31 protein-coding genes are annotated in these 23,297 nt (G+C 45.0%); 18 read left to right on the forward strand and 13 right to left on the reverse strand.

Annotation, left to right across the window (positions count from 1 at the left end):
* Positions 1-511 precede the first annotated feature (511 nt).
* The gene (locus tag CXL14_RS13285; protein WP_014418138.1) at positions 512-1,192 is read left to right on the forward strand and encodes a hypothetical protein; all 681 of its coding nucleotides are present in this window, start codon (positions 512-514) and stop codon (positions 1,190-1,192) included.
* Here the strand turns inward: CXL14_RS13285 and CXL14_RS20205 are convergent.
* Complete coding sequence (locus tag CXL14_RS20205; protein ID WP_014418137.1) at positions 1,189-1,332, reverse strand: hypothetical protein; 144 nt, start codon at positions 1,330-1,332, stop codon at positions 1,189-1,191. The genes CXL14_RS13285 and CXL14_RS20205 overlap by 4 nt on opposite strands.
* 117 nt (positions 1,333-1,449) lie before the next feature.
* Here CXL14_RS20205 and CXL14_RS13290 point away from each other — a divergent pair, with 117 nt between their 5' ends.
* The 3 genes from CXL14_RS13290 to CXL14_RS13300 all read left to right on the forward strand — a co-directional run bounded on the left by CXL14_RS13290 (position 1,450) and on the right by CXL14_RS13300 (position 2,688).
* Positions 1,450-1,623, forward strand: a complete 174-nt coding sequence (locus CXL14_RS13290) for a YozD family protein (protein WP_003153696.1) — start codon at positions 1,450-1,452, stop codon at positions 1,621-1,623.
* 73 nt (positions 1,624-1,696) lie between these two features.
* Positions 1,697-2,308: a phosphatase PAP2 family protein gene (locus tag CXL14_RS13295; RefSeq protein WP_014418136.1), complete on the forward strand. Its 612-nt coding sequence runs from the start codon at positions 1,697-1,699 to the stop codon at positions 2,306-2,308.
* Positions 2,309-2,367: 59 nt separating this feature from the next.
* Positions 2,368-2,688, forward strand: coding sequence for a YodL domain-containing protein (locus tag CXL14_RS13300; RefSeq protein WP_003153700.1), 321 nt, complete (start codon positions 2,368-2,370; stop codon positions 2,686-2,688).
* A 54-nt stretch (positions 2,689-2,742) separates the two neighbouring features.
* Here CXL14_RS13300 and CXL14_RS13305 read toward each other — a convergent pair whose 3' ends face one another.
* Positions 2,743-2,868, reverse strand: coding sequence for a hypothetical protein (locus tag CXL14_RS13305; RefSeq protein WP_003153701.1), 126 nt, complete (start codon positions 2,866-2,868; stop codon positions 2,743-2,745).
* A gap of 136 nt (positions 2,869-3,004) precedes the next feature.
* Here CXL14_RS13305 and deoD point away from each other — a divergent pair, with 136 nt between their 5' ends.
* Positions 3,005-3,703, forward strand: coding sequence for a purine-nucleoside phosphorylase (gene deoD, locus CXL14_RS13310; RefSeq protein WP_003153702.1), 699 nt, complete (start codon positions 3,005-3,007; stop codon positions 3,701-3,703).
* An 83-nt stretch (positions 3,704-3,786) separates the two neighbouring features.
* Positions 3,787-4,605 (forward strand): M15 family metallopeptidase, encoded by an 819-nt coding sequence (locus tag CXL14_RS13315; RefSeq protein ID WP_003153703.1) that lies wholly within the window; start codon positions 3,787-3,789, stop codon positions 4,603-4,605.
* 43 nt (positions 4,606-4,648) lie between these two features.
* Here the strand turns inward: CXL14_RS13315 and CXL14_RS13320 are convergent, their stop codons facing one another.
* Together CXL14_RS13320 and CXL14_RS13325 are read right to left on the reverse strand one after the other, a co-directional pair.
* Positions 4,649-4,900, reverse strand: coding sequence for a hypothetical protein (locus CXL14_RS13320; RefSeq protein WP_014418135.1), 252 nt, complete (start codon positions 4,898-4,900; stop codon positions 4,649-4,651).
* A gap of 92 nt (positions 4,901-4,992) precedes the next feature.
* The gene (locus tag CXL14_RS13325) at positions 4,993-5,694 is read right to left on the reverse strand and encodes a class I SAM-dependent methyltransferase (RefSeq protein WP_007407947.1); all 702 of its coding nucleotides are present in this window, start codon (positions 5,692-5,694) and stop codon (positions 4,993-4,995) included.
* 146 nt (positions 5,695-5,840) lie between these two features.
* On the opposite strand from CXL14_RS13325, the gene ctpA reads away from it, so the two are divergent.
* On the forward strand, positions 5,841-7,244 hold the full coding sequence (gene ctpA, locus CXL14_RS13330; protein WP_014418134.1) for a carboxy-terminal processing protease CtpA: 1,404 nt from the start codon (positions 5,841-5,843) through the stop codon (positions 7,242-7,244).
* 60 nt (positions 7,245-7,304) lie between these two features.
* On the opposite strand, the gene CXL14_RS13335 is transcribed toward ctpA, so the two are convergent.
* Positions 7,305-8,030, reverse strand: a complete 726-nt coding sequence (locus CXL14_RS13335) for a GntR family transcriptional regulator (RefSeq protein WP_014418133.1) — start codon at positions 8,028-8,030, stop codon at positions 7,305-7,307.
* A gap of 249 nt (positions 8,031-8,279) precedes the next feature.
* On the opposite strand from CXL14_RS13335, the gene bglA reads away from it, so the two are divergent.
* Both bglA and CXL14_RS13345 read left to right on the forward strand, forming a co-directional pair.
* The gene (gene bglA / locus CXL14_RS13340; protein ID WP_014418132.1) at positions 8,280-9,722 is read left to right on the forward strand and encodes a 6-phospho-beta-glucosidase BglA; all 1,443 of its coding nucleotides are present in this window, start codon (positions 8,280-8,282) and stop codon (positions 9,720-9,722) included.
* A 147-nt stretch (positions 9,723-9,869) separates the two neighbouring features.
* Positions 9,870-11,345 carry a glycoside hydrolase family 30 protein gene (locus CXL14_RS13345; protein WP_014418131.1) on the forward strand — a complete coding sequence of 492 codons (1,476 nt, stop codon included), beginning with the start codon at positions 9,870-9,872 and terminating at the stop codon, positions 11,343-11,345.
* 33 nt (positions 11,346-11,378) lie between these two features.
* Here the strand turns inward: CXL14_RS13345 and CXL14_RS13350 are convergent, their stop codons facing one another.
* Entirely contained in the window at positions 11,379-12,869 is a 1,491-nt protein-coding gene (locus CXL14_RS13350) for a sodium:solute symporter family protein (protein WP_012117763.1), read from the reverse strand.
* The gene (locus tag CXL14_RS13355; protein ID WP_003153716.1) at positions 12,869-13,069 is read right to left on the reverse strand and encodes a DUF3311 domain-containing protein; all 201 of its coding nucleotides are present in this window, start codon (positions 13,067-13,069) and stop codon (positions 12,869-12,871) included. Before CXL14_RS13355 ends, CXL14_RS13350 begins: the two co-directional genes overlap by 1 nt.
* 185 nt (positions 13,070-13,254) lie before the next feature.
* Here CXL14_RS13355 and CXL14_RS13360 point away from each other — a divergent pair, with 185 nt between their 5' ends.
* Positions 13,255-14,178 carry a ring-cleaving dioxygenase gene (locus CXL14_RS13360; protein ID WP_014418130.1) on the forward strand — a complete coding sequence of 308 codons (924 nt, stop codon included), beginning with the start codon at positions 13,255-13,257 and terminating at the stop codon, positions 14,176-14,178.
* Between the two features lie 2 nt (positions 14,179-14,180).
* Positions 14,181-14,783 carry an alpha/beta hydrolase gene (locus CXL14_RS13365; RefSeq protein WP_021493917.1) on the forward strand — a complete coding sequence of 201 codons (603 nt, stop codon included), beginning with the start codon at positions 14,181-14,183 and terminating at the stop codon, positions 14,781-14,783.
* Positions 14,784-14,826: 43 nt separating this feature from the next.
* On the opposite strand, the gene CXL14_RS13370 is transcribed toward CXL14_RS13365, so the two are convergent.
* Positions 14,827-15,435, reverse strand: a complete 609-nt coding sequence (locus tag CXL14_RS13370) for a nitroreductase family protein (RefSeq protein WP_003153727.1) — start codon at positions 15,433-15,435, stop codon at positions 14,827-14,829.
* A gap of 129 nt (positions 15,436-15,564) precedes the next feature.
* On the opposite strand from CXL14_RS13370, the gene CXL14_RS13375 reads away from it, so the two are divergent.
* Positions 15,565-15,906 carry a transcriptional regulator YodB gene (locus CXL14_RS13375; RefSeq protein WP_003153729.1) on the forward strand — a complete coding sequence of 114 codons (342 nt, stop codon included), beginning with the start codon at positions 15,565-15,567 and terminating at the stop codon, positions 15,904-15,906.
* Between the two features lie 39 nt (positions 15,907-15,945).
* Here the strand turns inward: CXL14_RS13375 and CXL14_RS13380 are convergent, their stop codons facing one another.
* Complete coding sequence (locus CXL14_RS13380) at positions 15,946-16,314, reverse strand: hypothetical protein (protein WP_012117758.1); 369 nt, start codon at positions 16,312-16,314, stop codon at positions 15,946-15,948.
* A 52-nt stretch (positions 16,315-16,366) separates the two neighbouring features.
* Positions 16,367-16,756 (reverse strand): tautomerase family protein, encoded by a 390-nt coding sequence (locus tag CXL14_RS13385; RefSeq protein WP_003153733.1) that lies wholly within the window; start codon positions 16,754-16,756, stop codon positions 16,367-16,369.
* Positions 16,757-16,956: 200 nt separating this feature from the next.
* On the opposite strand from CXL14_RS13385, the gene CXL14_RS13390 reads away from it, so the two are divergent.
* Positions 16,957-17,196, forward strand: a complete 240-nt coding sequence (locus tag CXL14_RS13390) for a hypothetical protein (RefSeq protein WP_003153736.1) — start codon at positions 16,957-16,959, stop codon at positions 17,194-17,196.
* A 35-nt stretch (positions 17,197-17,231) separates the two neighbouring features.
* On the opposite strand, the gene CXL14_RS13395 is transcribed toward CXL14_RS13390, so the two are convergent.
* On the reverse strand, positions 17,232-17,696 hold the full coding sequence (locus CXL14_RS13395) for a spore gernimation protein GerT (protein WP_101287839.1): 465 nt from the start codon (positions 17,694-17,696) through the stop codon (positions 17,232-17,234).
* 151 nt (positions 17,697-17,847) lie between these two features.
* Between CXL14_RS13395 and rarD the strand changes: the two genes are divergently transcribed.
* The 4 genes from rarD to bshB2 all read left to right on the forward strand — a co-directional run bounded on the left by rarD (position 17,848) and on the right by bshB2 (position 20,066).
* Positions 17,848-18,690 carry an EamA family transporter RarD gene (gene rarD / locus CXL14_RS13400; protein WP_229023841.1) on the forward strand — a complete coding sequence of 281 codons (843 nt, stop codon included), beginning with the start codon at positions 17,848-17,850 and terminating at the stop codon, positions 18,688-18,690.
* A gap of 67 nt (positions 18,691-18,757) precedes the next feature.
* Positions 18,758-19,036, forward strand: coding sequence for a hypothetical protein (locus CXL14_RS13405; protein WP_003153742.1), 279 nt, complete (start codon positions 18,758-18,760; stop codon positions 19,034-19,036).
* Positions 19,033-19,383 (forward strand): YojF family protein, encoded by a 351-nt coding sequence (locus CXL14_RS13410; RefSeq protein ID WP_007611980.1) that lies wholly within the window; start codon positions 19,033-19,035, stop codon positions 19,381-19,383. The genes CXL14_RS13405 and CXL14_RS13410 overlap by 4 nt, the downstream gene beginning before the upstream one ends.
* A 17-nt stretch (positions 19,384-19,400) precedes the next feature.
* Positions 19,401-20,066 (forward strand): bacillithiol biosynthesis deacetylase BshB2, encoded by a 666-nt coding sequence (bshB2, locus tag CXL14_RS13415; RefSeq protein WP_007407961.1) that lies wholly within the window; start codon positions 19,401-19,403, stop codon positions 20,064-20,066.
* 26 nt (positions 20,067-20,092) lie between these two features.
* Here bshB2 and CXL14_RS13420 read toward each other — a convergent pair whose 3' ends face one another.
* Together CXL14_RS13420 and CXL14_RS13425 are read right to left on the reverse strand one after the other, a co-directional pair.
* A complete protein-coding gene (locus tag CXL14_RS13420) occupies positions 20,093-20,941 on the reverse strand; it encodes an STAS domain-containing protein (protein WP_014418127.1) in 849 nt (282 codons plus the stop codon).
* 13 nt (positions 20,942-20,954) lie between these two features.
* A complete protein-coding gene (locus tag CXL14_RS13425) occupies positions 20,955-22,316 on the reverse strand; it encodes an MATE family efflux transporter (RefSeq protein WP_014418126.1) in 1,362 nt (453 codons plus the stop codon).
* Between the two features lie 277 nt (positions 22,317-22,593).
* Between CXL14_RS13425 and cdaS the strand changes: the two genes are divergently transcribed.
* Positions 22,594-23,220, forward strand: coding sequence for a sporulation-specific diadenylate cyclase CdaS (cdaS, locus tag CXL14_RS13430; RefSeq protein WP_014418125.1), 627 nt, complete (start codon positions 22,594-22,596; stop codon positions 23,218-23,220).
* Positions 23,221-23,297: the final 77 nt, after the last annotated feature.

Consider the following 23,297-nt stretch of genomic DNA (forward strand, 5'->3'; position numbering starts at 1 on the left):
GAGCCTCTTTTCACGGAGAAATAATCAAACATTTAAATGAAGTGATTAGGTAAGACTGATGAGCCACTGACGTTTGGACGGAAAAGGGATTTTATGTGACAAGGTTGAAGCGGATTGAAGTTGTGCCTTCATTGAAAGCCGAAATGAGTTTGGTTCTTCATGATACACAAGCCATTGCAAATATGCAGCCGGAATGGGAGTTCCATACTCCTACGAATCTTGAACATCACGGCGGTGTGTCAACATGCCTTCGGGCCGGGTATTTTCCTTTGCGTCATAGAGAAAAAATAGAAGCTTTTTGTCTCAGTATTGTTACTGCTCATTCGATCGAGAGCGGAATGTCATCGGACGCTTCAGTTACGGTAAGTGAAAAAACGCACAAGCATGTTGCGGTTTTTGACATTTTGAACAGGTGCAGAAATAGATATTTCCTGTGGTTTTCATGCCCATGCGAAATTATGGCGGCCGGCATACGATAGCGTATGACAGTCCGCGGCAAGGGGGAGACAGCATGAAGCCAGATAAACCGAAATTTCAAGTGGGAGACATCGTGGTCGTCGTGATGTACGGAACCGTCGGCACCATTACGAAGGTTCATCAAATTGATAAACATTATCTTTACGAAGTCAATCATAATGAAGTGCTTTATTTTGAATCGTCCATCCAGCTTTATAAAGATTATGAGGGCGTGATCGTCGATATGGAGAAATTGGATATTGAATATGAATTTCTGATCGGCGACGTCGTATATGTAAAGGACTACGGAAAGGAATTATTCCGTGTCATCGGCCACAGAACTGAAATATGGAGATATTTAGAGGATGGCTGGGAGGATATTATTTATGAGCTGACTCGGCTGAAAGACGGAGAGTGGCTTGAAACGGAGGAAGAGGATCTCACGCTGGTTCTGAGAAAATATGAAATGGATCAGTTTGTGCATCAGCTGCTGTTTGTCCACTATGTTGGGGAAGCATCTCATGAGATCGGCGAGGATACCGTCGCGTCTGCTCTTCTTCAGTTTGAAGGCGATGCTGATGATCCCGATACCCTGCATGTGCTGGCGGTATCGATTGTAGATGAGCTGCTTGATATTTATAACGATTATAAGATTCTTTATCATTTGTTCGGTGACGAAGAATATAAAGATATGATGAATTTTGTGCTGGAAAGCCTGCGGGAGCATTTCAGCTAGCCGGCAAAAAAACGGACGGTGACATATAAAAACCAGGGCAGACAGCCGGCAAAGATTACAAACGACATTCCTTTCAGCACTTTTTCCAATACGATATCAAATCCATCTCCGTCCAAAAAAGCCATCATTTTCGTCATCATCTTTTCTCCCTCCGGGGCTTGTTTTTTAAAAGTATATGAGCGGACAAAACGTTTAGAACTTTCGGGTATAATTTGAACGGTTTTTTCATAAAACATAAAAAAGGAGGCGGTGTTTGCATGAAAGAAATAGATCTTGTGATTGACACAGAAGAAATAGCTGATTATTTTTACAGTCAGCTTGCTATGCGCGGGTACATACCGAGTGAAGAGGAAATCTTCGAAATAGCCGACATCACCTTTGATTATTTATTAGAAAAATGTATGATAGACGAAGAGCTTGATGAAGACTGAAACTGCGGAACCGAAGTGAAAAAGCTTCGGTTTTTTCAATCGGCTCGGGAGAATGAAACATGGGGGGAAAACGTTGTACAAGCCAGCAAGTCTTTTCGCATTGTTTATTCTGCTCGCAGCAGCGATCCGGATAGAAGCCGTCCGGGCTTTTGATGAGCGCGTGATAGAAGCGGCTGTCAGGATCAGGTCTGCCTGGCTGAATGAATTGATGTTATGGATAACGGAGCTCGGCACGACCGCGGTGCTTTTGCCGCTTCTTCTTTTGACAGGCGCGGCTCTGTATATGTACAAAAAAACGCCGGATGTTGTTTTTTTGCCGCTTCTCTTTCTCATTGAACGGATTGTAAACATAAAAATAAAAGAATTGATTGAAAGAGCCAGACCCGCTTTTGAACCGCTCGTCCATGAAACCTCATACAGTTTTCCGAGCGGCCACTCCATGAATTCGGCAGTGATGTATCCCGTCATCGCTTACTTTTTGATTAAGCATGTTCCGTTTTTCACGAAAAGAAAACGGGCCGTCACCGTCTTTACCGGAGTTCTCGTCATTCTGATCGGACTCAGCAGAATTTATTTGGGCGCGCATTTTCCGACGGATGTCCTTGCCGGATTCAGTCTCGGACTTTGCCTCGTTTCGCTTTTTGCGCTCTTTGACGAAAAGTATCATCCGTTTCGACAAAAATAGAGACAGGAAAAATGAGAAAAAACGCTAATACTATTAAGAAATAAGAGGGAGGGATCTTGATGCTGTTATCGCTGCCCGTGTTTAAAAAAAAGACTTGCGCCTATGATGTGACGATTTTTCAAACACCCCGCTACGGCGAGAAAAAGGGATACAGGGTCGTCTATCGGACAGAGCTGGCCGCTGACAATCATCAAGACGCACTGGAAAGGGCATTTTCTGTTTTTAATGTGCCTGATACGGTCCCAAACGACTATCAAGCCAGATTCATAGCGACCGGAGATGTCATACTCATAGACGAAGGAAGAAAAGGAAAGACCTATTACAGGCTTAACCCTGCGGGATGGAGCAAAATTAACCGGCTGCTCGTCCAGCCGAGGTAAGACGGGGCCGGCTGAATCTTCAGCCGGCTTCCGTATTGTCTGGGAAAGACAGTGTTAAGGCTTCCGTTTAGCGGCGGAATGCTCTTTTCCATGCGCTTCATCAGCTGCAATGACGTCTGAAACGGGCACATGATTGTTTTTTTTCTGGCCGGTCACCCGGTTGCGCTGTTTTTTGCCCATTATGTTCACTCCTTTTTCTTTAGGCTTGTCATCCCGCATATTCTGCCCAAGATCGCCCTGATCATGCTGATGATTGTCTCTTACCGTTATTCAGTGTACAATGGGTGGGAGTTTGAATAGGCAGGAGGAAAAGGAAATGAGTGTACATATAAACGCAGAAAAAGGCCAAATTGCGGATACAGTGCTTTTGCCGGGAGATCCGCTCCGAGCGAAATTTATTGCGGAAACTTATCTTGAAAATGTGGAATGCTATAATGAAGTCAGAGGAATGTACGGATTTACGGGTACATATAACGGCAAAAAAGTATCAGTCCAAGGCACAGGCATGGGTGTTCCGTCTATCTCTATTTATGTGAATGAACTGATTCAAAGCTATGATGTTCAAAACTTAATCAGAGTCGGCTCATGCGGAGCCATCCGTAATGACGTGAAGGTGCGTGATGTGATTTTGGCTATGACGTCTTCAACGGATTCACAGATGAACCGTGTCGCCTTCGGCAGTGTAGATTATGCTCCTTGCGCAGACTTCGAACTGCTCCATAAAGCGTACCAGGAAGCGCAAAAAAACAATCTTCCTGTAGCGGTCGGAAGCGTATTCACCGCCGATCAGTTTTACAATGAAGACTCCCAAATCGAAAAGCTTGCCAGATACGGCGTCCTCGGCGTAGAGATGGAAACGACTGCTTTATATACGCTTGCCGCTAAATACGGCAAAAAAGCGCTGTCTATCCTGACTGTAAGCGATCACGTATTAACGGGAGAAGAAACAACGGCAGAAGAGCGTCAAACGACTTTTCATGATATGATTAAACTGGCGCTGCATACTGTATCGTAAACTTGAGATGAGGGTTATGCTGATTAAAGCAGCCCTCTTCTTTATGCATCGCCCTGATTCAAAAAAAGAAAGGTAAGTGTAAAATGAAGAAATCCACTAAATGGTTCTCGCTCGCTGCCGCTCTCAGCGTAACCGCAATCGTGGGCACCGGCTGCAGCATTTCAGGCGGCGACAGCCACAAGGACACAAAAACAGCAGCTGAAACAAAACAATCAGATGACACATCAAGCAAAAAAACAACGAAGACAGAAAACAGCGATTTTGTATTGGAGAGCAAATATTTTAATGATATTAAAGAAGTGAACGGGCTTGAGACCATTCAAAACCCGACAAATACACTTGCGCTCGTGAATAAGACATACACGCTGCCGGGAGATTATAAACCGAATGATCTCGTGATCCCGAAAGTCGAATTTTCTTTTACTGAGAAAATCGAGAAACGATATATCCGCAAACCTGCCGCCGATGCTTTGGCGGAACTGTTCAGCGCCGGGAAAAAAGAAGGTTATGACCTGGTTGCCGTTTCAGGATACCGCTCTTATGACAGACAGAAAGTTATTTTCGATAATGAAGTCAGTCTGAAAGGTGAAAAAAAGGCGAAAGAAGCCGTCGCATATCCGGGGCAAAGCGAACACCAGACGGGGCTTGCCATGGACATTTCCAGCAAAAGCAACGGATATGAGCTGAATGAAGCGTTCGGAAACACAGCGGACGGCAAATGGGTGAAAGACCATGCGTATGAATACGGCTTTATCATCCGCTATCCTAAAGGCAAAGAAAATGTCACAAAGTATGAGTATGAACCATGGCATTTACGCTATGTAGGCAAAAAAGCGGCAAAAGCCATCCATGACCATCAATTAACGCTTGAAGAATATTTTAATGAAGTAAAGAAAGTGTAATAAGAAGAAGCCCGCTTGAAAAATAGAAAGCGGGCTTTCTTTATTACCAGAAGAGTAAACCTCCAAGCGCAAATCCGGTAATTAAACCAAGGCCGATACCGTAGGCTGCTCCCCAGCCTCCCCAGCCTCCCCAATAGCCGAACCCGTACCCTCTGTGACGGCCGTCGGCAGGAGCGATATACACTTTGCTGTTAGTCACCCGTACGATTCTTCCGACGTGGACTCTGCCGTTTCGTTCTGTAATTCTTGCTACTTTTCCCTGGTGCTGCCGGCAAAGATGATAATAGTTTTGCATCTTTTCTCCTCCTATCCAACCTATCTTTCTATGTCAGCTTATGATAGAGTGCGGTAAAAAGGTTGGACGAAAACAGGAGGACAATTGCCGTTTTACTTGTAAGCGACAAAAGCGCAGTGTCCCATATATTCACGGTACGTCTGCATAAGCTCGTAATGAGCCGTCAGCGTATCGTAGTGAACCGGCTGAATAACGGGCGATAAATCCATTTCTGTAGTCGGCTCCTGCGCATTGTTTTCATAGACAGCGGGAATGAAATCCGCTTTCTGAAAGCCTTGCTGAAGCAATCTCTGTTTCCATGCCGTTTCATCCTGCAATACGGTAAAACCGTAGAAGTCTTTTATCTGCGTGATGGCGTTTTCCGGCATGGGCTTTTGTAAAGCAGCTTCAATGCCGATCAGCATACCCCCGGGTTTAAGGACCCGCAGGATTTCAGACAGCGATGAATCAAGATTTGAAAAGGTGAGAACTGATTCAGAAAGAACGGCGGAAAATTGATTTTCAGCAAACGGAAGCCGCTCAAGCTCCGCCAAATAGCCTGGGATGGTTAAGCCTTCAGCGGCAAATCGTTTTGCTGCTTTTTCAAGCATAAGGGGATCCTTATCAACACAGGTGACGGGATACAGCAGGTGGCCGAGATAAGCAGCCGTCTGTCCCGTTCCGCAGCCGGCGTCAAGAATCGGTTCGCCAGGAGGAGGAGCCGCTTTTGTGAGAACGGCTTTGGAAAAAGCGAGTCCCCCGGGGTGAGCCCCTCCGACTCCGAATAAGGACAGCATTTCTAAATATTTGCTCAAAGGCCGAATCCTCCTTTTTTCCTCAGCATATGTTGAGAGAAAAGCATAGGTTTGGGTAAACGGGAAAGAAGGGCGCCTCACGTTTGAAGTTGACGAATGAGCGTTCGTCTATGATAATAATGTAAGAATAAAAAGGTGGTGTTTTCTTGAAGCGGCAATTTAAACTGTTTTTTATTATATTGATCACCGCGGTCGCAGCCTCGGCGCTTACGCTGTTTATCACGGGCAATACGACCATTTTCGGACAAGGCTCGGCTGCTTTGACGAACAGCAAATTTGAGAAATTCAATAAAGCCTACGAGCAGATTAAAAGTGATTACTACCAAAAAACAGATGACAGCAAATTAGTAGACGGAGCGATAAAAGGCATGATCAGTTCCCTGAATGATCCATATTCTTCTTATATGGACCCGCAGGAAGGAAAGTCTTTTGAAGAAACAATTTCCGCTTCGTTTGAAGGCATCGGCGCACAAGTGGAAGAAAAGGACGGCAGCATCCTGATCGTATCGCCGATTAAAGGGTCACCCGCGGAAAAAGCGGGGGTTAAACCGAATGACCAGATCTTGAAGGTCAACGGCAAAAGCGTTAAAGGCCTTAATGTAAACGAAGCCGTCGCATTAATCCGCGGCAAAAAGGGAACAAACGTCAAGCTTGTGCTGCACAGAGCGGGTGTCGGCGATCTGAACCTGTCGATCAAACGTGACACCATTCCGGTTGAAACGGTGTACTCTGAAATGAAAAAAGGAGACATCGGCGAAATCCAAATCACATCCTTCTCCGAATCGACGGCAAAAGAGCTGAATTCAGCCATTGACAGCCTCGAAAAACAAGGAGCGAAAGGATACATTCTCGATTTAAGGGGCAACCCGGGCGGACTGATGGATGAAGCCATCAAAATGAGCAACATGTTTATCGATAAAGGGAAAAATATCATGCAGGTCGAATACAAAGACGGCACGAAAGAGGTCATGAAAGCGACGAAAGAGCGAAAAGTGACAAAACCGACAGTCGTCCTCGTCAATGACGGCACCGCGAGCGCCGCGGAAATCATGTCGGCTGCGCTGCATGAATCATCGGGCATTCCGCTGATCGGCGAGAAAACGTTCGGAAAAGGAACCGTACAGACGGCAAAAGATTACAGCGACGGTTCTACCGTTAAACTGACAATCGCTAAATGGCTGACAGCGGACGGAGAGTGGATTCATAAAAAAGGCATCAAACCGCAATATCAGGTTAAGCTTCCTGAATATGCGAACCTGCCGTATTTAGATGCGAAAAAAACATACAAATACGGGGATTCCGGAACCACCGTCACCAATGCGCAAAAAATGATGAAAGCGCTGGGGTACAGCGTGAAAGTAAACGGCACGTATGATAAAGCATTTGAACAAGCCGTTAAACAATTCCAAGCAAAAGAGAAACTGAAACAAACAGGCATTGTAACGGGAGACACAACGGCAAAATTGATGACGGATCTGCAAAAACAGCTTGCGGACAACGATACACAAATGAAAAAAGCCGTTGAAACATTAAATAAGAATATGAAATAGTAAAAAACACCCGATGCGTCGCTCGCGCATTGGGTGTTTTTTGTTTGCGAAAAGCCCGTCTTATGTCGTTTCCTGTTCAAAAAGGTGGCTGTTCGCCTGAATGAAAAACTGTGATTGCTCATAGTGATAGGTGACTTTTGAGTAGTCAAACGGCTGGCCGTTGGTTAAATGAAAAATCGTTTCAACGCAAAGCTTAGGCGCTCCTGTAAACAGACCTAAGTACTCCGCTTCTTCCTCATTTAACATCCCCGCGTACAGATATAAATCTGAAAAACCGCGCTTTAACCCGAGACCTTCTCTAATATAATCAAATATTGATTCTGCCACGATCTCTTTATTCAAATACGTAATAATCGATTTGTTGTAAAATGACTCTTCGATACACAATGTCAGCCCGTCAATATATCTGATTCGCTTAACATAATACACGTCGCCGTCAGGCGGCATATTCAGATTTTGGGCAGCCTCAGGCGTGGGTTTTCTCACTTCCAGCGCTAATAATTTGGAAGTGACATTAAAATCTTCAAGTGATTCTTTAAATCCCTGATTAGAAAGCAGACTGATATACCCTTTTCTTTTATTCCGTCTGACAAAAATGCCGCTTCCCCTCACTTGAAACACAATCCCCTTTTTTTCTAATAAATCCAAGGACTTGGTGATCGTGCTTTTGCTCACGTTAAACCGGGTCATTAAGGTTTGCAGCACAGGCAGTTTATCCCCTTGCTGCAGCTGATGTTCTTCTATGTATTTTTCAATATCTATCGCGATTTGCTGGTATTTTAACATATACATTCCTCATTCATTTATTGTCCCGCTTCTTTCAGAATTATAGCATAATCGTTTTTAAAAGCCATTTCGTAAAGTAACTATAATTGTTTATGTATTGATAAATTATACCGGTACAATTATAATGTAAACGTATAATATGAAAATAAAGGCAGGAATTCTTCTGCACTATCGAAGCGGATGCTTGAAGCGGCTGCAGTGCATTTATTCGGCATGCAAGCGGCAGTCAAATAAAGGAGGATATAAACGATGGGGACATTGCCAAAAGATTTTTTATGGGGAGGCGCTCTCGCCGCACACCAATTTGAAGGGGGATGGAATAAAGGCGGCAAGGGGCCGAGTGTAGTGGACGTCATGACGGCAGGCGCGCATGGTGTGCCCCGGAAAATAACAGATACAATTGAAGAGCGGGAATTTTATCCGAATCATGAAGCGATCGATTTTTATCATCGTTATAAAGAGGACATCGCATTATTCAGCGAGCTGGGTCTGAAATGTTTAAGAACGTCCATCGGCTGGAGCAGAATTTTTCCTAAAGGTGATGAAGCGGAGCCCAATGAGGAAGGATTGGCTTTTTACGACCGGGTGTTTGATGAATTGCTGAAACATGGGATTGAACCGGTAATCACGCTGTCACATTTTGAGATGCCGCTGCATTTGGCGAGGGAATACGGCGGTTTCAGAAACAGAAAAACAGTCGGATTTTTTGTGAAATTCGCTGAAGTGTGTTTTGAACGCTATAAACATAAGGTGAAGTATTGGATGACGTTTAACGAAATCAATAATAAGATGGATGTGAATAATCCGATCTTTTTATGGACGAACTCGGGCGTCGCCGTCAAAGAAAACGAAAACGCAAAAGAAGTCATGTATCAGGCCGGCCATCACGAACTGCTGGCAAGCGCATTGGCTGTTTCGAAGGGAAGAGACATCAATCCCGAGTTCAGGATCGGCGCGATGGTATCACATGTTCCGATTTACCCGTACTCATCTCACCCCGATGATGTGATGCTGGCTGAAGAAACGATGAGACAGCGTTTTTTCTTCCCGGACGTGCAGGTTCGCGGATATTATCCAAGCTATGCGTTAAAAGAGTTTGAAAGAGAAGGCTATCAGATACACTTTGAAGACGGTGATGAAGAGATTTTGAAAAACGGCCGGGTGGACTATCTCGGATTCAGCTATTACATGTCTACAACCGTAAAAAGTGATGTATCAAACGATAATACCGGGGATGTCGTAAACGGAGGATTGCCAAACGGCGTGGACAATCCTTATATTACAGCGAGTGATTGGGGCTGGGCGATTGACCCGACCGGTTTACGGTACACATTAAACCGCTTATACGACCGCTACCAGATTCCATTATTTATCGTGGAAAACGGATTCGGCGCCATCGACACATTAGAAGAGGACGGTTCAATTCATGACGCAGCAAGAATTGAATATTTATCGTCACATATAAAAGCTTTGAAAAAAGCAATCACATATGATGGTGTGGATGTAATGGGCTATACACCATGGGGAATTATTGATATCGTGTCATTTACAACCGGAGAAATGAAAAAACGCTACGGCATGATTTATGTTGATCGGGATAATGAAGGCAACGGTTCAATGAGGCGGCTTAAGAAAGACTCATTTGAATGGTATAAAAAAGTGATTGAAACAAACGGCTCATATGTATCCTAAAGGTGTAAAAAGGGAAGGCTTCACCGTTGTGTGAAGCCGGCTTTTTATCAGTATTTTTGAAAGCGCATTCATTCAAGCGGGAAGGAGGTGACTGTCCGGCTTTTCATTTAGGATCGCTTATAAAAATAAGGAAAGGGATGGTGGCTCATGTTTTTTAAAAAAGGTCTGCACATGACGCTGGTTTTTCTTATGTTTTTCTTTTTCATATCAAGCAGCATGACCGAAGTGTATGCGGCTGATCGGAAGGCTTCAGACAAAAACAAAGTAAGGGTGTGGTTCAGTTCTGAAAAAGATCCGGCTTCCCGTACGTGGTATGACGGGCCGCAGGAAGTGAAATACGCCTTAGACGAACAAACACCGCTTACATTGACAAAAAAGAAGGCTTCTGACACCGCCGCCGTGTATATTGATCCGTCGCGCCGCTATCAAAGTGTGTTAGGCGTAGGATCGTCCCTGGAAGAATCCACAATCCATAATTTATCAAAAATGACACCCGCAAAAAGAAAAGAAGTGCTGAAAAAACTGGTTGATCCCAAAGATGGTATCGGCATGGACGTTATGCGCATAACAATCGGGACATCTGATTTTACGGCACAGGAATTTTATACGTATGATGATATGCCTGAAGGCCAAACAGATCCTAAGCTCCGTCATTTCTCGATCCAAAAGGATATTGATTTACACATTACAGCAACCATCAAGGAAGCGCTGGCGATAAATCCGGAACTGAAAATCATTGCTTCACCGTGGAGCCCGCCGGCTTGGATGAAAACGAATGAAAACCTTAAGCGGGGAAAGCTGAAAGATAAATATATCGGCGAACTGGCCGTTTACTTCCGCAAATTTATTGAGGCGTACGAAAAGCAAGGAATTCCGATTTATGCCATGACCCTTCAAAATGAACCTTTGCTGGAAATCGACTATCCGAGCATGTATATGTCGCCGTCTCAGCAGCGCAAACTGGCACTGGCCTTAAAAAAAGAAATGAAAAAACACGTAATTGACACGAAAATTTGGATTTATGATCACAATGCGAGCGGGGCGTGGAACTATATTCCGCCGATTTTAGATGATAAAAAAGGAAACCGGGCGGCAGACGGCATCGCTTTTCACGATTATGACGGTGACCTTTCCGTCATGTCGGAGATCGGAAAGAGATATCCTGATCAATCTATTCACTTAACGGAGCGGTCTGTCTGGGGGACGGCAGGGGCGGACCGGATCGCGCAGTATTTCCGCAACGGCGCGTCGAGCTACAATGCGTGGGTGACGATGCTCGACAGTCAAATCAAGACGCATCATTGGATAGGCACCCCAGACCCGACGCTGTTTATTCAGGATGCTAAAAACCCTGACCGCTATTGGAATATCCCGATCTTTCATATGACAGGCAACTTTTCAAAATTTATCGACCGGGGAGCAAAGCGGATAGAAAGTAATTACGGCTCCAAAAACACAGTCTCGAATGTATCGTTCCTTAATCCTGATCAATCCATTGTGACAGTCGTAATCAACCAGACATCCGCCGACCAAAAATTCCATGTCGTTTCAGAAAATCGGCAGTTTGAAGCCGTCATCCCGGCTAAAACCGTGGCTACCTACAAATGGAAGCAAAAAAAGTAAAAACCGGCACATTTACGTGCCGGCTTCTTTCTGTTAAGCGCCTTTTTGGTTCAGTTGATCAGAAGGCGCTTTATTGAATAAACCGTCTTTGACGGCGTTTGAAGCCGCTTTTTTTACAAAAAACGGGTTAAGGATAATAACGGCTGCCATGTTAGCGGTCAAACCCCAAAAGCCTTCATATATACCGTGGGCGGATTGGGTGATATTTACCGTGAATGTCACGATAAGACCGACGAGAAGACCGATAATTGTCGCTTCTTTCGTTTGATTCTTCCAAAACAGACTGACGGCGATAGCCGGAAAGATCTGAACCATGCCGGAAACACCGAGAAGCTGAAGGGTAACGAGCGCAGTCGGGAACAGCATGCCGAATAAAAGCGCGAGCCCGATGACGACAAATACCATTGAACGGGTGATCATCGTCAGCTTGCTTGGTGACACATTCGGGTGAATCAAATCCCGATATAAGTTATTCGCAAATAAGTTTGATGCTCCGATGGCCATGATAGAGCAGGGAATCAATGACGCAAGGGCAATCGTGGAGTAAGCAAAGCCCTGCGCGACCCCGCCGTAAGACGTTTGAATCAGCTTCAATAAAGCGAGCCGCGGATTGGTATCTTCCGGCAGGACAAGAAACGCGATAAAGCCGAGAAAAATAACAAGAATCAAAACAATATTATAAAGCGGCAGAAACATGCTGTTTTTGCGGACGGCATCTGCGCTTTTTGCCGTAAATACGCCGGTTGCCGCATGCGCCCACATAAAGAGCGCCAGCGCAGATACGATGGAAGCTGTGATAAACCAAGGAATTCCTTTCGGCCCCGAGTCCGGGATCGTCAGCATTTGCGGCGCTTTTTCAGCCAAAGTGTGAATCATCGGCGTCCAGCCGTGAAAATGGATCAGCGGGAGTGAGACGACCATAAACAGCATAATCACCCACACGAGAATGTCTTTAATAATCGCCGTAAACGTCGGCCCTTTAATTCCGCTGAAAAAAGTATACAGCGCTACAAGAATAAAAGAGATGATGACGACCATATTGACATTAATGACACCCGTTCCGGCCACCTGAAGCGTATCTTGAATTCCGCTCAACTGGAGACAAATATAAGGAATGAGCATAAGAACGCCGACAATCGCGACAAGACTGGCCAAAAGTTTACTGTCAAAACGCTCACGGGCATAATCGGCAAGTGTCGTTAATTTGTGTATTTTTGCCACTTTCCACAGCTTCGGCAGAAAGAAATAAGCGATAAAATACGCCAAAACAGAATACGGGATTGCAAAAAAAGCAACGCTTCCCCCTGTGTAGGCTGTGCTTGTTAAGCCTAAAAACGTATAAGCCGTATAAAGATCCGCGCCGACTAAAAACCAGACGAGGAGCCCCCCGAACCGTCTGCCGCCGACAGACCATTCCTCAACAGAAGTGCGTGATGATTTGTCTCTCCCGGCTATAAAGCCGATGCAGACAACGGTTAAAACGATGACGGCTGTAATGATCAATGCTGTTATATTTGCGGGCATCAGTCCAGTCCTCCTTGTTTCTTCTGCAGCCTATAAATAAGAAACGAACATAATGGAGTGACTGCGATCCATAAAAGCAGCCAGAAATGAAAAAAAGGCAGCCCGATAATGATCGGATGAACCCGATTAGCGACTGACAGCAGGGCCAGCTGGCTGAAAGGGATTAAGATGAGAACGAAAATTAGTGCTTTTCTGACCATTTACTTTCCTCCTGAAACTTGATAATGCTCCTTATCATAGCAGGTGTCAGAAAAGATCACAAGATATTTTTCAGAAAAAAAAGAATTCTATTACTTTTTTAACTGAAACACTTTAGTTGCATCTTCATTCATATTAAATTAGAATAGTTAATATCTCGAAATCAAGATATTTAGGAGTGAATACATTGAATACACAAGGATTGCACCATGTTACCGCATTTGCAAAAGATCCTGCTGAAAATCTTCGGTTTTATACTGAAGTGCTGGGTTTGCGGCTCGTTAAAAAAACCGTTAATTTTGACGACCCGGCCACTTATCACTTTTATTTCGGCAACCAAAACGGAGAGCCGGGCACGATCATTACATTTTTTCCTTTTCAGGGAAGCCGCCCGGGAACCGTGGGAAAAGGGCAGGCCGGAAGAATTTATTTCTCCGTGCCGAAAGGAGCACTCGCGTTTTGGAAGCGCCGGCTTGAAGAAAACGGCTTGTCTGTAAAAGAGCAGATCATACTGTCTGAACAAGTGCTTCTCTTTAATGATACAGAAGACCTGCCGCTTGCCATAATGGAAGATGAAAGAAGCGGACAGAGTGAATGGACGCCTGCGGGCATTACTGAAAAAGAAGCGATCACAGGCATGAGAGGTGTTCTTTTGTACTCGTACCGTCCTGAAGCAACCATTCAATTTCTCATAGAACGCTTCGGTTATTCAAAGACAGGAGAAGAAAATCAGATTGTCAGGCTGCAATCGGAGGCCCGGATCGGACATATTATAGATGTTGATCTCGCGCCGAAAGAAGCAGGTATCGGCGGTTACGGGACAGTCCATCATGTCGCTTTCCGCACTACCGAAAAAGAGCAGGCGGAGTGGAAGGACATTCTTGCTGCTTCTCATCTTGCTTCATCTGACATTCTTGACAGGTCTTACTTTACTTCAATCTATTTCAGAGAAAGCGGCGGCATTTTATTTGAAATGGCAACCGATGAACCGGGCTTTATGACGGATGAATCCTTTGAAAATCTCGGAACAGAGCTGAAGCTTCCGGAATGGCTGGAAGAGCATCGCAGCCAGATTACAGCTGTTCTGCCCAAAATGGAGAAAGGAGAATGATGATGAAACATGTGTTTGAACAGGGGACGTCAGAAAATGTTCTGCTGCTTTTGCACGGAACGGGGGGAAATGAACATGATCTTCTGTCGCTCGGACGTTTTATCGATCCGAAAGCAAGTCTGCTCGGGGTCAGAGGATCAGTGTCGGAAAACGGCATGCCCCGTTTTTTTAAGCGGCTGAAAGAAGGCGTATTTGACGAGAAAGATTTAATTGAACGGACGGAAGAATTAAAGAATTTTATTGATGAAGCGGCGCAAATGTACGGATTCAGCAGAGAAAACGTGATTGCTGCCGGCTATTCAAACGGCGCCAATATTGCAGCAAGTCTTTTGTTTCATTATAAAGATGTACTGAAAGGAGCGGTTCTGCATCATCCGATGGTGCCGATACGCGGAGTGAAGCTGCCTGATATGGAAGGGCTGCCTGTGTTTATCGGTGCGGGAAAACGCGATCCCCTATGTACAAAAGAAGAATCGGAGGAGCTTTATCAGTATCTGACAGATGCTCATGCATCCGTTTCTCTTGTTTGGCAGGAGGGCGGTCATCAGCTCACACAGCAGGAAGCAGAGCAGGCAAGAACCTGGTACAGTGAGCGATTCCTATAAAAAACCCTTAGTCTGCTTAAGCGGACTAAGGGTTTCTTTCATTTTACAGCCAAGTTGACACTTTAGATACAGGCAGCCGGTTGCTTTTATGCGCCGGCTTAACGGCTTTGCCGATTGAAATCAGCATGACGGGCACGAAACGCTCGCTCACGTCGAATTCCTTAACGAATTGCTCTTTATTGAATCCGCCGATCGCGCAAGTATCGTAACCTTTTGCTTTAGCGGCAAGCATCAGCTGCATCGCTGCTAAAGAAGCGTTTAAAAATGCTGAATCACGGGCAAACTGATCATTTTGGTATGCACCGTTAATCTGGCCTAAAAGCGTTTGTTTAATCTCTTCTGTGATATTGCCTTGCTCAGCCAGTTCAGCATAAACGTCTTCACCATTTTCATTTGCTTTTAAATCGCCTAATACGGCAATAACTGCTGATGAATCAATAATCTGTTTTTGATTAAAAGCAACCGGAAGCAGGGCAGCTTTTGCTTCATCACTGTGAAAGACTTGAAAATGCCAATGCTGAAGGTTCCAGGCGGAAGGCGCTTGCGTTGTGATTTCAAGGAGTTCTGTTAATTCCTCTTTTGTAATGACCGCGTCTTTATCGTATTCTTTAACAGATGCGCGTTCCTTTAAAACGTCTAATACGGATGTCATCATGTTTCCTCCTTCGGATAAACGTGTTATCATAATAGAAAAGTTAGAAGCTTACTAAATGTAACTCGAAAACTAATTTTAATGGATCACAAAAAACTTGTCAATTCATAGATGAAGGGATGAACTCACGTGGGATATACAATGTGTCCTAAAATGGAATCCGCTTTTTCCCTTTTGGGAAAGCGCTGGAACGGCCTCATTATCCATGTACTGATGGACGGGCCGAAACGATTTAAAGATATGACCGAAACGATACCGACAATCAGCCAAAAAATGCTCGCGGAGCGGCTCAAAGAGCTGGAACAAAATGAAATCGTCGAGCGTCAGGTGCTGCCTGAAACACCTGTCAAAGTCATTTATAAACTGACTGATAAAGGCATGGCCCTGCAAGCCGTTTTTCAGGAAATGCAAAAATGGGCAGACAGTTTTTGCGAGCCCGGGGGATCTGCCAACGACACATGTGATGAATAACAAAGGCTGCCCAAGGCAGCCTTTTCTTAATAATAATGTTTACTCGTCATAAAAACCATTAATATCAAAATTGTTCAGATTGAGGTTCAAGCCTTTTAATTGCTTTAATAAAGCATCGAATGTAAGGAAATGATCATTTTTACATTCCGCCGGAACATCATTTGGAGAAAATAGTTTCATTCCCCCCTCAATCCACTGTTTCCGGTATAACTGAAATGCCGCTTCAATTAAATGATCAGGCGTTACAATAAACCCTAAGCTTACGTCATGGTCCTCACTGTAGCCGAATTCAAACCCGCAGCAGGGGCAAATATCAAATGTTTTTTGATATTCCCCGTTATAAACGGGACTTGTCTCTAATCCTTTAAATCCGCATATTAAACAAGGGTACAACTCACTAACCAACATACATCCCTCTTTTATTCAGTTTGCAATCATTCAGAACAAGCGGGGAGGCCTTTTACAGTTTCCCGGTTAAAAACTGAGCCTCACCAAGCCCGAAGCTCCAATCGGCGTTCCCGTTTTCTGTAATGGAAATCATGACGTCCTCGGGTGATATGCCGCATTCTGTTTTAAGCTGATCAGCCATCAGTTGATATAATGTTTCTTTTTGATGTTCGGTGCGCGCTTTGCTGACAATGCTGATGATGACAAGATCTTTGCTTCTTTTGAAACCGAGCCCGGTATCTTCAATGATAAGCTCATGAGGCCGATGCTGGTGAACGATCTGATAACGGTCCGTTACAGGGACGTCAAAAGCTTTAACCATGGCGTAATGGGCGGTATCCAGTAATTTTTTTAATGCTGCGTCATCCCGGCCTTCAATAACGTCAAAACGAAGTAATGGCATATTTTATTCCCCCTGATGGTTTTATAATGTCGCAACTTGTAAAAAAGTATAACAGTTAATCAAAATGTAATCAAATTATAACCAAAATATTTATACATTAATGCAATATCAGAGAGAGGCACATGTTGTTACAATCGCCCAATCAATTTCCTCATTTTATGAATACGCTTAAGAATAGGCAGACATAAAGGAGGAAAAACATGTACCCTCGTCATGCATTGTATCGCGGGAATTTCGGTCCTGCCGGATTTCCGGCGAGAAGTCCTTTTTTGTTCGGCGCTCCTTTATTCGGCGGATTTTTAGGCGGTCTTCTCGGAGGCGTAATTGCCACAGGTTTTACAAGACCCCGCTATCCGTACGGGTTCGCCGGTTACGGATACGGAGGCGTCCCATACGGCGGTTTCGGTCCGGGAGCCGGCGGTTATCCGCCATTTTATTAAAGAAAAAACGGCCTGCATCGCGCGGGCCGTTTTTTTTATCTTAAAATCTCCACTTCCGATAAATTGTAGTCTTCCTGTTTTGAAAACATAACTTCAATCATCCCGTCTTTATAGACTGCTTTTGTTCCTTTCCGTTTGACGAGGCTCGGAAGGATGATTTCTTTTTTTCCTTCTCCCAGACTGCTGTTCTCTACAACGAGGCTGTGTGACGTATGCTTAATCCTGATACGGTCGAGTTCCTCTTGTTCTGCGGGAATTTTCGCAAAAACATGATCGGATGTTTCAAAAAGGTCAATTTCCGGCTTGGGCGGTCCCGCTTCGACCGGATCGGCCTTTTTGGACATTGGGTCGCGAAAAGGGAACTGTCCGGCATAACCGGCGCCGAATACGCTTTCCATCACTCGGTTGACATATGTCTCGACATCTTTCGGATCAGCATTTTTAAACGTTTCTTTAGAGAACTGATTTTGGAAGGGAAAATATCTGTTCCAATCAAACACGGCATCTCACCCTTTCTTAACGGACAACATAGTATATGCCCGCCGGAAGCTTCCCGTGATATAATATAATCTGTTTACAGAAAGGAAGGGGAAGGCCGTGCAAGGGAATAACGCAAGAAAAGGAATCATTTATACCGCTTGTTCTTTCGCCATGTGGGGGCTGTTTCCGGTCTATTGGAAACTTCTTGAACAAATACCCGCATTGGACATTTTAGCTCACCGGATTTTATGGTCATTTGTTTTCATGTGTGTGCTTTTAACTGTGCTTAAGAAGTGGAAAACCGGATGGCGTGAACTGCGTCTTTTGAAATCGGAAGGGGGCCTGCTGGCGCTTTTTTTCGCTTCCGTTTTAATTTCCGTTAATTGGTTTGTGTACATATGGGCCGTCAATCACGGCTTTTTGCTTGAAGCAAGTCTCGGGTACTACATTAATCCGCTCGTTTCCGTTCTTTTGGGCATCCTATTCTTAAAAGAAAAGCTTAACAAGATGCAAACAGCAGCCGTTTCTATTGCCGGGGCGGCCGTGATCATATCTGCGTTTCAATATGGCGCGGTTCCTTATATCGCATTGCTGCTTGCATTCAGCTTCGGCCTGTACGGCTTATGTAAAAAAAGAACCCGCATGTCCAGCACGATCGGATTGACGCTGGAGACGCTTTTGATTACCCCGGCTGCACTTATTTATTTAGGATATACAGCTGACGGGAGCACTTCCGGGTCCTTGGGGGCAGGAACATGGGCGCTCCTATTTTTCGCAGGCGTATTTACGGCCTTGCCGCTGTTACTGTTTGCAGAGGGGGCAAAGCGTCTGCCGCTGTATCAAGTCGGCATTTTGCAATATATAGCGCCGACCATTACCCTTATGCTCGGCGTATTTGTGTATCATGAACCATTTTCCGGGCAAAAAGCGTTTACCTTCATTTGTATATGGGCAGCATTGCTTTTGTTTACCTTTTCACAGATCAAATGGAAGCGGCCGATAAAAAGCCGCTAAGCCTTTCGCTTTCCAGCGATAGCTTAAATTATGTATAATCATTACGAGTATGTAAAGGAGCTGTACAATGGGCACTGATAAAGACATAGCAAAAGCCTATCAGGCACTGTGGAATAACCGCACTCTCCCGGCTTCAACTCTTGAAGAAGCGGAGAAGGCAATTGATCTTGAACTGCTTGATCAAAGAACACATCCGAGGCTCCGGAAGTCACCCGAGGAAAAGTTTGCTCTGGCGGTGCAGCGAATTGTAGATTCCCGGCTGCGGCCGATTGAGAAATATGAATTGGTTGAACTACATACGAAGCGTTTGCAATTTTTAAAAGAAGAAAGAGGGGAGCAGCTATGAAAGCGATCATAAAAGAAGATGTGCAAACTTCTTTAGAGCGATATGCCGATCGTCCTGTATATATCCATTTGGAAACAACGACCGGTTCTTATTCAGCGCATCTGAATGAGAAAAACATGACGGTTGTAGCCTATATACGCAATGCAAAAGTGACGTACCATCAGGCGAAAATCAAAGGAAACGGCCCGTACCGCGTCGGTTTGAAAACAGAAGAGGGCTGGATTTACGCAGAAGGTCTGACTGAGTATACAGTAGATGACGAAGACCGTCTGTTAATGGCTGGGCATCTGCCGGGCGGAAAATTGGCGATTTCGCTTCAAATCAGCGAAAAGCCGTTTACAGTTTAAAGAAAAGGGTGAAAATCATGAAAGAACATGTACTCGTCATCCTGCCTCACCCTGATGATGAATCATACGGAGTGGCAGGGCTGATTGCTTTACACAGACAAAAAGATATTCCCGTTACGTATGCATGCGCAACGCTTGGCGAAATGGGCCGGAACATGGGAGATCCCTTTTTCGCGAACCGTGAAACACTGCCGCTGTTAAGAAAGCAAGAGCTGATTGACGCATGCAAAGCAATGGACGTTACTGACCTGAGAATGCTCGGGCTTCGTGATAAAACACTTGAATTTGAAGATGACGAGTGGCTCGCGGATATGATGGAAGAGATTATCGACGATGTAAAACCGAGTCTGATTGTCACATTCTATCCGGAGCACGGAGTCCATCCGGATCATGATGCATGCGGCGAAGCGGTCATCAGAGCGCTTTACAGAAAGAAAAAAGAGGACCGCCCGCGCACGCTTTGCATGGCAATCACCCGCAACAGGGAGGAAGCCGTCGGCAAGCCTGATGTCATTCTTGATATTAAAGAGGTTGCCGATATAAAAATGAATGCCTTAAAAGCGCACCGCACCCAAACGGAAGGCATGCTGAGAGAGCTGGAAGAAAAAATAAAAAATAACGAGCCGGTTCTTCAGACATGGTTTGAAGAAGAAGTGTATTGGACATATCCGTGGAAAGACTGATAAAAAAGGGATAAGGCTGAAATGCCTTATCCCTTTTTTTGTGCCAGATCGGAAGCGATCGCTTCCGCAAGCGAAGACCGTATTGATAAATTTGAAAAACTCAGTCCGAGCTGCACCGCGGTTTGGGCGATTTCAGGACGGATTCCGGATAATGTCGCTTTCACGCCGAGCATTCCGAGTGATTCAATTAAGGTGAAAAGCTGTTGGGCAACCATCGTATCAATCATGGCTACGCCCGATAAATCAATGTACAGCTGAGTGATGCGCTTCTCTGAACACTGGTGCAGCGTATTCTCCAAAATCATTTTGGCTCTTGCCGTGTCAATATCCCCGATCAGCGGCAGCAGTCCGACATTGTCAAAAAGCACAATTACCGGCGAGCTCAGCTCGGTGATCAATTCTTTTTGCGCTTCAAGCTGAATGTTTGTGTTTTTATACATTTCCTCTATGAAAATATGAATGACCACATCAAACGATTTGATCAGCGTATGGAATATATCTTCGGCATCTTCTTCTGTCACGGTGTCCGTATGAAGTCTGGTAAACTGCTTGACATGGCCGACATACAAATCACGAACTCTGATAAACTCGCGAATAATATAATGGATGGGAGTTTTTAAATGTTCTTTATCCCGTGCGGCTTTAAACGCCCACTTTTCCAAGGCCGCTGTATATACTTCCTTCTCTTCAGAAAAAATCCGATTGAGTTGATAATTAAACGCCAGATTTTGTTTTTTCAGATTTGTGAGTACAGCCGGGTCAGTAGAAGCATAAACAGAATCAGGATCCGTTTCATGAAGCGTATCAAACCATGTCTGACTGATGTCCTCCGCCCGTTCAGTTAAATAATCGTACAGCAGTTTATGTTTTGGCATTGCTGCTCCTCCTTTATAAAATCATCATTTTTTTCACATAACGCTTTTGCAGTTTCATCAGTCTGAAGAATAAACCGACAGCTCCTGCGGCAAGTCCTGCAATTAACCCGATCCAGTAGCCGTATGCCCCGAGGCCCGTATAAGTGCCGACTGCGTAACCGAGCGGAAGCCCGATAATCCAATACGACACAAAAGCCGCGCCGAGTGTATAGTTGACATCCTTATATCCTCTCAGAGCGCCTTGTATCGGAGCTGCTACGGCATCAGAAAGCTGGAAAAACAGCGCATAGATTAAAAAGTGCTGCGTCAACATGAGCACCGCCGGATCTGATGTATACATTCCGGCGATTTGCGGCCTGAACAGTAAAATGAAAGCCGCCGTGCATAAAGAAAAACTAAGCGCCATCACGATCCCGATATAGCTGTATGAGCGGGCATCTCTATAGCGATTTGCGCCTGCTTCAAAGCCGACTAAAATGGTCATGGCCATGGATACGCTGAGCGGCAGCATATACAAGAGGGAAGCAAAATTCATTGCCGCCTGGTGAGCTGCAATCGTCACCGTCTGAAAATGGCTCATAAGCAGTGTGACAGCCGCAAAAATGCTCGTTTCAAAAAATACCGCAAAACCGATAGGCAAACCGATTTTCAAAAGCTTTCTGCATTCAGACGGAGAAAAACGGTACAGTTTCCGAAATACAGAGTACCCGGCAAACGGCTCAAATCTGCAGACGATAAAAAAGCTGATGGCGCAAATACACCAGTAAGTCAGGGCAGAAGCGAGCCCCGCACCGACTCCGCCCAATGCCGGCATGTTGAATTTCCCGAAAATAAATACATAATTTAAAACAAAATTAATAGGCAATGAGCAAAGCGTAATAAGCATTGTGACTCGCGTTTTGCCGAGTGCATCAATAAACGAGCGCAAAACGGTGTACACAAACAAAGGAAAAATACCGAGGGATAAAAAGCCTAAAAAGTGTTTTGCGATCGTCCGGACACGAGGTTCCAGTCCCAAATGTCCCAAGATCATATCAACGGTGAAAAAGCCGATCAGGATAACCGCCGCACTGAGAACGGCCGCTACATAAACGGCCTGGATGACGGAAAACGGCACTTCCTTTTGTCTGCCGGCTCCAAACAGCTGCGAAACAACGGGCGTAACGGCCATTAATATTCCTGCAAGGCCCGTATAAACCGGTGTCCACAGGCTTGAACCGATTGCAACCCCGGCTAAATCGGCGGCGCTCACTTTTCCTGACATCACCGTATCCAAAAAGGTGATCAGGGAAAGGCCCGCCTGTGTGATTAAAATCGGAATGAAGATATGTAACAGCTGTCTGACCTTTTGGCCGATCGTGTTCGTTTCTCTCAAGTTAGGTTCCCCGTTTCTTTATTTTAACGAGAGAAATTATAACATTTTATGTATAAAAAGCAATGAAAGCCGGCCTACTCTTTTTTGTCCGGTTTCGGCTTTTTAAACATCTTGGCATAAATGAATGAAAGTGAAATGACCCCTAAAAAAGTGCAGATATATTGCATCAGCCGTGCGAATTCCATATGATGTGCGCCTCCTTTCATGATTATGGTGCACACAGCGGCGCATATCCATGCGCGCGATGCAGAAAATAAGGGAAAGGAGCTGATGTGACATGCGCCACACTCAAATGACGGAAAGCGCGTTTACCGCTGCCGTTCAAACGTATTTGAAACAAATTACGGAGGATGCCGGAATGATACTGCGGACATTGGATGAAAAAGACCAATGCCTTCTTTGCGAATTAGATGAACTGGGACATACGTTTCAGGAAATGCAGGCTGTCGCTTCGTCGTTTTACCTGCAGACATATATCGAACATTTTACGCCTTCCTATACAGAGCTGGCGAGGGCCGTGCAGCATCTGGCGGAAGAAAAACACGGAGCGCTGATTGTGATTGAACGTGCAGATCCGCTGGACGGAATAATACAAAAAGGGACCAGCCTGCATGCCGAGATCAGTGCGGCTTTAATTGAGAGTATTTTTTATCCTGGCAATCCGCTTCACGACGGAGCCGTATTGGTCAGAGAAAACCGGGTTGTATCAGCAGCCAATGTGCTTCCGCTCACAACAAAACATGTCGATCTCAAATACGGGACGCGCCACAGGGCCGCGATGGGTCTTTCGGCCGTGACTGATGCACTCGTGCTCGTTGTTTCAGAAGAAACGGGAAAAATGTCCTTTGCTAAAGACGGCGGACTGTATCCGCTTGTTTCGCCGCGGGCGCTTCATACGAAATAATAAGAAAATGGGAATATTGTACCCATTTAATATTAATAAGGTGAACATCTTTACCTTTTTCTGTATTGATGTTATCG

Origin of the sequence: Bacillus sp. SJ-10, assembly GCF_002843505.1 — a bacterium.
GTDB classification, from domain to species: domain Bacteria; phylum Bacillota; class Bacilli; order Bacillales; family Bacillaceae; genus Bacillus; species Bacillus velezensis.